The following is a 7,760-nucleotide window of genomic DNA, read 5'->3' as shown; positions in this document are numbered from 1 at the left end:
CCGCTGTCATCTTCCGCGGAGACTTCGAGCCGGATCGCGCGCGACGCTTCATCGGGGATCGGCACGCCTGACGGCGCGACCCACACGCCGGGCAGCGGGCTGCCGAAGCCGGCATTCTTCAACGCCTCGCGCGCGGCGTCGCGGTCCTCGGCATTGCCGATCAGCAGCAGCTCGAAGCGGCCGGTCCAGTCCGACGGCGGCGGATCGTAAATGTGCCGCGTCGCGGTGTCGAAGGTCTGCCGGCCCTTGGCGTTCAGCCGATAGAAGCTGTTGCGGCCGACCTTGTTGCGCTCGAGCCAACCATCGGCGGCGAGCCGCGACATCGCGGTGCGCACCACGTTGCCGTCGATATCGAGCGACTTGAAGAATTCGAGCAGCGTGCCGAGCCACACCGAGCCGCCGCGCGGCACGATGGAATCGCCGAACACGGTGATGATGATCGAGCCGGTGCGTGACGGCTCGCGCTTCAGCTGGTCGACGATGCGGGCAAGCGGCTGTGGCATGCCCAACGCATAGCGCGTTTTGTCGATTCACGACAATGTAGCCGCTCTAGCTTCTCCCTCGCCCCGCTCTTGCGGGGAGAGGGTTGGGGTGAGGGGCCGCTTCCGCAAATGCGGTGACAGACGATACGTGGAGAGTCCCCCTCACCCGGATTGCTTCGCAATCCGACCTCTCCCCGCAAGCGGGGCGAGGTGAAGAGAGACTTTCGCAAGACCTAGCGATTGGGATCCGGATAAACGAAGCTGCGCCAGCCGCTGCGATCGAACGGCGCCCACTCGCCTTCCTTCTGCGCGAGGCGATCGGCGACCGCATAGACCACGGCCGGGTGATGACCCATGCCGCAATGGCTGCTCTCGACCTCGATGCTGTCGGTCATCGACGAGGCCTGCTCGCGACAGCCCTGCCAGGCGCAGACGCCGTCGGTGCGGCTGAAGATCGCGGTGGTCGGCACCGGCGGCGCACTGGCGAGCGAGCCGCCGAAACGGGAATCCTCCTCATCGGCGCGGCGCCCGCTGGCCATCTCATAGACGCGCCAGGCGTTGGTCGACTTCGGGCCGGCGGCAAACGGGCTGCCGAGCGTGATCACCTGGCGCACGCGCTCCGGCATCATCTTGGCGAGCTGGCGTGCATAGAGGCCGCCGAGGCTCCAGCCAACCACCGAGACCTTGCGGCCGGTCGTCTCATTCATCTCCTGCAGCAGATCGACCATCCCGTCCTGCACGCCGGCGCGGAGCCCGAGATTGCGGCCCTGGCGCCAGCCGCTGACGGCGTAGCCCTTGCTCCTGAGAAAGTCGCGCAGCGGCCGGGTCGACATGTCGGAGGCGATCAGTCCGGGCAGCACCAGCACCGGATGCCCATCGCCGCGCGGCGCGAGGCTGAGCAGCGGCAATGCACCAAGAAAGGCGCCGAGCTCATGAATGGCGCGGCCTTCCAGAAACATCAGCGTCCTGGACGGCGGGCGTAGCGTCTGCGCAGCAACGGACATTTCAGCTCCTCTTCCGGCAGGCAGCCGGCAATGGGACCAACGGGGATGGGTCAATAGAATTGACGCAAACCCGGCGGAATCGTTCCGCAACGCAACAATCTGTCCTGAAAAGCTAGGGAACCGGACACTTTCGTGCAAGCGGTCTAGGTCACACTTGCCACAACTAAAGTGACGTTCGTGCCCAATCGGTCACAGCAGCCGCAGCGTGTACTCCAGGGTGTAAAGCGCAAGGCCGGCGAGCCCGCCGATCAGCGCGCCGTTGAAGCGGATGTATTGCAGGTCCTTGCCGACATTGACCTCGATCAGCGAGATCAGCTGCTCCATGTCCCAGCTCTTCATCTGGTCGGCGATGAAGCTCGAGACGCCGCTCTTCTGCTCGGCGACGACGGTGCGCAGGATCGCCACCAGGCCCTGATTGATCTCGCCGCGCAGGTCGGCGTCGCCGTCGAGCGCGTCGCCGGCCTCGACCAGCATTCGCGCCAGCTGATGCTGCAGCACCTGCGACTCGCCCGAGGCGCTGCGCTCGATGACGTCCTTGACGTTGGCCCAGATGGTGCGCCCGAGATTGGCAAGCTCGGGCCGCGCCATCAAATCGCGCTTGAGACCATCGATGCGATCGGCGAACGCCTTGTCGCTGCCGAGCCGGTCAACAAAGGACAGCAGCATGCGGTCGAACTCGCCGCGGAACGGATGCTGCGGGTCGTTGCGCACTTCCTCGAAGAATTTCGTGGCGGAGGCGATGATCCGGTTCACCACGAACTTGTCGGCACGATAGAGCCTGAGCAGCGTCGGCATCTCGGCGCGGACCTTGTCGCGGATCACGGCCATGGTCTCCTGCTGCGTCAGCGTCTGGTGCAGCACGCGCAGGATGTCGTCGAGCAGGCCGCCATGCTTGCCCTCCTGCACGAAGCCGCGCAGCGCGCCGGCCGCGAGCGGCGCGAGGTCGATCGAGAGCACCTGCGTCGTGACGCGGCGGCTGATGAACTGCATCAACCCCGAGCTCTCGGTCGCCGCGAATGCCTCGGGCAGCATCCGCAGCACGAAGCGGGCGAGATCTTCGGAACGCTTGCGGTCGCGCAGCCAGTCGGCGATGAACGAACCGAAATCGATCTCGCGCAGCTTGGCCTCGACCGGCCCGGATTCCAGGAAATTGTTCTCGATGAACTCGCCAAGCTTCTCGGCGATGCGCGCCTGATTGCTCTGGATGATCGCGGTATGCGGGATCGGCAGGCCGAGCGGCCGCTTGAACAAGGCGACGACGGCATACCAGTCGGCGAGGCCGCCGATGGTTGCGGCCTCGGCAAACGCGGCGATGAAACCGAACACCGGATGCACCGGCAGCAGCGCCTTCGCTGCGATGAAGATGATGAAGGTTGCCGCCAGCACGCCGGTCGCCAGCCACTTGACGCGCCGCAGCTCGGCCGCGCGTTCGACGTCGACAGGCGTTGCAATAAGGGCGGCGGGAAGGGTCATGGGGTTTCGCAGGGGTGACGAACGAAGCATAGCATGGCCCCACCGCCGTCATTCCGGGGCGTGCGAAGCATGAACCCGGAATCTCGAGATTCCGGATCGCCGCTTCGCGTCGTCCGGAATGACGATGGATACTTGAGTTATGAAGGACACCGCCAAAAAAGAAGGCCCGCAAAATGGCGGGCCTTCGAAAAGGGCAGTTGGTCAGCGCGGCCGCGATCAGGCGGTCTTGCCGTAGACCTTGGCGAAGTTGTCCTGCGCGGTCTTCGCACCGTCGGTGACGAGCTTGCCGAGATACTCGGTGGTGGCCTTCGCCCGCGAGACGAACAGTTCGCCACGCGCACGGGCCAGCTCCGACTGGATCTGGGCGGCTTCGCTCAGCGACTTGGCGGACGCGAGCTTGTCGATACCGGCGAAGAACGCCTCGGCGTCCTGGTAGATCGCCTGCTGGATGTTGCGGCTGATCTTGGCGGCTTCGGTCACCGAACCGGCAACAGCGGACTCGATCACGTTGGTCACCTTCTCCGAGCCGGCATAGGCATCGGCAGCGCGGGTCTTGGCGGCCTCGGCCTGCTTCTTCACGAACTCACGGGCGGCTTCCGGAACTTCCAGGTTCTGAAGCTTGGTGAACGCCTCGGTGACGGGCGCGAAGGCTTCCTTGACGCTGTTCAGCACGGAATTGGTTTCGGTGGTCATTGGGGGTCTCTCCATCCTCAGGTTTGAGCTATGGGCTCACCCCGTCCGGTTTGGCCCGGGGCAACGGTGTTATGACACATCCCATGATGCATCGCAACATAGATGTTGCAGCGCGATATCACGAACCTGTGAACAGCACGAAGATCCGGCAGATTGCCTAGAGAACCAGCAGAAAACGGTTTCTAATTACCACTGACCGCGTCGGACACCCCGTACGCCTCCATTTGGGCCCGGACCTGCGCCACGTTGTGCCCCAGCACGACGATGTCGTGGGTCTTGCCCTCGACGTCGCGGACATGGTCGCGCAGCAGGGCCTCCGCCTTGAAGCCGAGGCTTTCGAACAGCGCGATCGCCGCCTGCTGGTCGACGGTCATCTGCACCGAGAACTTCTCCAGCCCGGCACCGAGCGCGATGGCGAAGGTCTCCTGCGACAATGCCCGGCCGACGCCCTGTCCGCGCACGTCGAGCGACACCACCATCCGGATCTCGCCGACATGCGGCGACCAGGAATGCGGATCGCGCACCAGGGTGCCGCAGCCGACCACCTTGCCGTCCTTGATCGCGAGCAGGCTCGTGATGTCGCCGCGCTCGATCTCGTTGATCCAGGCCGACAGCACCTTCGGCTGGCTGATGTTGCGCGGCAAGAACAAGAGATCATGCGTCGGCAGCTTTTGCGCGAAGGCCAGCACCGCGGCCTCGTGGTCCCGAATCATCAGGCGAAACTCGATGTCGCCCGCTTCGGTCTTGACGCGGCGCGGATAGGAACGTTGTTCGGTCATGTCGATCTCTCTCAAGTCGACCCTTCTTAGGTCGATCTTTTGCCCAGCCAGGAGTCCAGTTTCGGCCACAGCCGCTTGATTGCGTTGGCGCCGGCGACCAGCGAGACGTGACCGCCTTTCAGCATCACCTCCTCCTTGTCCTCGGAGCCGATCTTGGTGATGAGATGTTTTGCCGCATCATACGGCACGATGTGGTCGTGCTCGGCGACCGCGTGCAGGATCGGCACCTTGATGTCGGCAAGCTTCGCCTCGCGGCCGCCGACCGTCATGGTGTCGTTGTAGAGCTTGTTGTCCCACATCAGGTCCTTGGTGATGGCGCGGAAATATTCGCCCGCGAGCGGCAGCGTGTCGGTCGCCCAGCGATCGAACATCCGGTACGACTTGACGAACTCGTCGTTCCAGATGTTGTCCCAGAGTTGGATCTGGCCGACGACACGCGCGGCCGGCCGCAACATGTCGAACGATTGCAGGATCAGTTCGGGCGGCATGTTGCCGGTGCTGTCGATCAGCCGGTCGACGTCGAAATAGCGGCGGTCGGCGAAATTCGAGAACAGCTTCATCTCACGGAAATCGATCGGCGTGGTGAAGCAGATCAGGTTCTTCATCGGCCCGTCGTTGAAGATCGAGCCGTAGAGCAGCGACAGCACGCCGCCGAAGCAATAGCCGATCACCGAGACGTCCTTTTCGCCGGAATCCTGCTGCACGCGGCGGACCGATTCCGGAATGAAGTCGAGGACGTAATCCTCCATGCGCAGCGATTTTTCCTCCGGCTTCGGCGCGGTCCAGTCCAGCATGTAGACGTCGAAGCCGCGCTTGAGCAGAAACTCGATGAAGCTCTGCCCCGGCACCAGGTCGAGGATGTAGCCGCGGTTGGTGGTCGCCATCACGATCAGCACCGGCACGCGATAGACTTCGCTGGCCTGCGGCCGGTAGTGATAGAGGTTCATGGTGCCGCGCGAATACAGCACGTCTTTCGGCGTCGAGCCGAGCGACGGGCCGGAGCTCGAGAAATACTCGACGCCCTTGATGCTGCGCTGGATCGCGCGCTGCACCTCGGACTGGACCCGCTCGGAGATCGAGGCGAAATCAAAGGGGGTGGGAGCATTCATTTGCTGCCTCCCTCCGCCGGCGGCTGCTTGGTGCGCGGTGGCCGCGGCGTTGCGCCGTGGCCGTCGTCCGGCGCCAGCGAATTGTGGTGCACCTGCTGCAGCAGCGTCTTGATCTCGTTGAGCTGGTTCTCCATCGACTGCAGGCGCTCGGCCATGCCGACGAGTTGGGCGCGGCTCGGCAGGTTCATCGCCAGCAGATATTTCTCCATCAGCTCGCCGAGCTGCTTCTGTGCGCCGGCCGCGGCGCCGCCGGCCTGGTTCATCACCTTGGAAAATTCCGGCGAGCTCATGAGCTGGTTGCCGAAGGAGTTGAACCCCTTCTCCATCTCGCCAATCATCGTCTGCCAGATCACGGCAGGGTCGTTGCCCTTGTCGGCCATGCGGCGCTCCTCCACACCAATTTCGAGCGCTTGCCGCGCTTCCATTTGTTTCTGCCATACGACACTGTTGCTGCTGATCGGTCAACTGCGCGGCGCGACCAGCGACGCCGAGGCTCTTCTGCGCTGCGTCAATCCGTGGCATAGAGGTTCCTGACCGCGACACCAGCAGGGGACGCCCGTGACCACGCTCGCCCATCAGCCGCCGCAGATCATCCGCGCCAATGGCATCGACATCTGCTACGAGATTTTTGGCGATGCGAATGCCGAGCCGCTGCTCCTGATCATGGGCCTCGGCGCCCAGATGATCCATTGGGACGACGAGTTCTGCCGCCAGCTCGCCGCCCGCGGTTTTCGCGTCATCCGATTCGACAACAGGGATATCGGCAAATCCTCCCGCCTGAGCGGCGGCAAGCGGCTGACCGCGCTCGAACTGCTCAAGCTCCGCTTCCTGAAGATCCCGGTCGCAGCACCCTACAAGCTGGCCGACATGGCGAGGGACACGATCGGGCTGATGGATGCGCTCGGCATCCGCACTGCGCATCTGGTCGGTGCCTCGATGGGCGGCATGATCGCGCAGGAGGTTGCGATCACCTTTCCCGAGCGCGTGCGCTCGCTGACCTCGATCATGTCGACCACGGGCAATCCAAAGATCCCGGGGCCGACCCGCGAGGCGACCGCGGTGCTGATGGCACCGCCACCGAAGAGCAAGGAAGAGTATTTCGTCCGCTTCGGGCAGACCTGGAAGGTGTTGCGCAACGGCTCGTTTCCCGAGGACGAGGCGCTCGATCCCGAACGCGCGCGGCGCACCTATGAGCGCGGCCTCAATCCCGAGGGCGTCGGCCGCCAGCTCCGCGCCATCCTCGCCTCCGGCAGCCGCAAGGAGCGCCTGCGCGGCGTCAAGGCGCCGACGCTGGTGATCCACGGCACCATCGATCCGCTGGTGCATCCCGAAGGCGGCAAGGACACCGCGGTCTCGATCCCGGGCGCGAAGCTCGTGATGATCGAGGGCATGGGCCACGCCCTGCCGATTCCGATGTGGCCGCAGATCATCGACGCCATCGACAAGCACGCGCATGGCGCGGCGGCGAAGGCGGCGTAAGGCCTGAGCGTTTTCGAGCGAAGTGGATACCGGTTCGCGTGAAGAAAACGCCTCAAAGCCAGAATCGAGAGCCCGTCCCGATTCAATCGGAACGGGGCTCCGGTATCTTCCGGTAACCATGTGAGCCAGGAGTGCGTTCTTCCGGGCGCGGCATGGACGCTGTAGAGAGCGCTATCCAGCGCTCAGCCACCGGGAGCAACCAGATGAAGACCCCTCTCCGGCCACAGACAGCCGTCGCCGCTCTCCTCCTCGCGCTCGCGTCTTCATCGGCAATCGCGGCCGCCAACGAAGCGCAGCAGGAGGCCAACCGCAAGGCGGTGCTCGCCTTCTACGAGAAGGGGCTGAACCAGAAGGACGCTGACGCGGCGCTCGCCTATGTCGGCAACCGCTATGTGCAGCACAATCCCGGCGCGGCCGACGGCCCGGAAGGCTTCCGCAAGTTCATCGGCTTCCTGCGCGAGAAGTTTCCGAACTCGCACAGCGAGATCAAGCGCTCATTCGTCGACGGCGACTACGTGATCCTGCACGTCCACGCCGTGCGCGAGCCCGGCACCCGCGGCAATGCGATCGTCGACATCTTCAAGCTCGAGGACGGCAAGATCGTCGAGCACTGGGACGTGGCGCAGCCCGTTCCGGAGAATCCCGCCAACAACAACACGATGTTCTGAGGCATCGTGATGGCTTGTGCTCGGCCACTGGCATGATCAGGCTGGCGAGCGCGCCGGGATGCCGGCTAGAGCT

Annotated in this window: 8 protein-coding genes and 1 pseudogene; 2 read left to right on the top strand and 7 right to left on the bottom strand. The window is 64.4% G+C overall.

Translation table 11 applies throughout. The features are described from left to right. The 7 genes and pseudogenes from AKL29_RS45545 to AKL29_RS25125 form a co-directional block, all read right to left on the bottom strand. Positions 1–503, bottom strand: a pseudogene (locus AKL29_RS45545) (phenylacetic acid degradation operon negative regulatory protein PaaX); the annotation flags it as partial. Between the two features lie 212 nt (positions 504–715). Then, positions 716–1,486: an esterase/lipase family protein gene (locus tag AKL29_RS25150; RefSeq protein ID WP_050386020.1), complete on the bottom strand. Its 771-nt coding sequence runs from the start codon at positions 1,484–1,486 to the stop codon at positions 716–718. Positions 1,487–1,675: 189 nt separating this feature from the next. Beyond that, the gene (locus AKL29_RS25145; RefSeq protein ID WP_050386019.1) at positions 1,676–2,959 is read right to left on the bottom strand and encodes a DUF445 domain-containing protein; all 1,284 of its coding nucleotides are present in this window, start codon (positions 2,957–2,959) and stop codon (positions 1,676–1,678) included. Positions 2,960–3,175: 216 nt separating this feature from the next. Then, the gene (locus AKL29_RS25140; RefSeq protein WP_028331816.1) at positions 3,176–3,652 is read right to left on the bottom strand and encodes a phasin; all 477 of its coding nucleotides are present in this window, start codon (positions 3,650–3,652) and stop codon (positions 3,176–3,178) included. Between the two features lie 182 nt (positions 3,653–3,834). Beyond that, positions 3,835–4,431, bottom strand: coding sequence for a GNAT family N-acetyltransferase (locus AKL29_RS25135; protein ID WP_028331817.1), 597 nt, complete (start codon positions 4,429–4,431; stop codon positions 3,835–3,837). Between the two features lie 26 nt (positions 4,432–4,457). Further along, positions 4,458–5,540, bottom strand: coding sequence for a PHA/PHB synthase family protein (locus AKL29_RS25130; RefSeq protein WP_028331818.1), 1,083 nt, complete (start codon positions 5,538–5,540; stop codon positions 4,458–4,460). After that, positions 5,537–5,920, bottom strand: coding sequence for a hypothetical protein (locus tag AKL29_RS25125; RefSeq protein WP_028331819.1), 384 nt, complete (start codon positions 5,918–5,920; stop codon positions 5,537–5,539). Before AKL29_RS25125 ends, AKL29_RS25130 begins: the two co-directional genes overlap by 4 nt. A 178-nt stretch (positions 5,921–6,098) precedes the next feature. On the opposite strand from AKL29_RS25125, the gene AKL29_RS25120 reads away from it, so the two are divergent. Both AKL29_RS25120 and AKL29_RS25115 read left to right on the top strand, forming a co-directional pair. Then, positions 6,099–7,019, top strand: coding sequence for an alpha/beta fold hydrolase (locus AKL29_RS25120; RefSeq protein ID WP_028331820.1), 921 nt, complete (start codon positions 6,099–6,101; stop codon positions 7,017–7,019). A gap of 203 nt (positions 7,020–7,222) precedes the next feature. Beyond that, entirely contained in the window at positions 7,223–7,687 is a 465-nt protein-coding gene (locus AKL29_RS25115; RefSeq protein WP_050386018.1) for a nuclear transport factor 2 family protein, read from the top strand. Positions 7,688–7,760 lie beyond the last annotated feature (73 nt).

The organism is Bradyrhizobium pachyrhizi, from assembly GCF_001189245.1.
GTDB lineage: Bacteria > Pseudomonadota > Alphaproteobacteria > Rhizobiales > Xanthobacteraceae > Bradyrhizobium > Bradyrhizobium pachyrhizi.
This window is presented reverse-complemented; position numbering and strand designations above follow the sequence as displayed.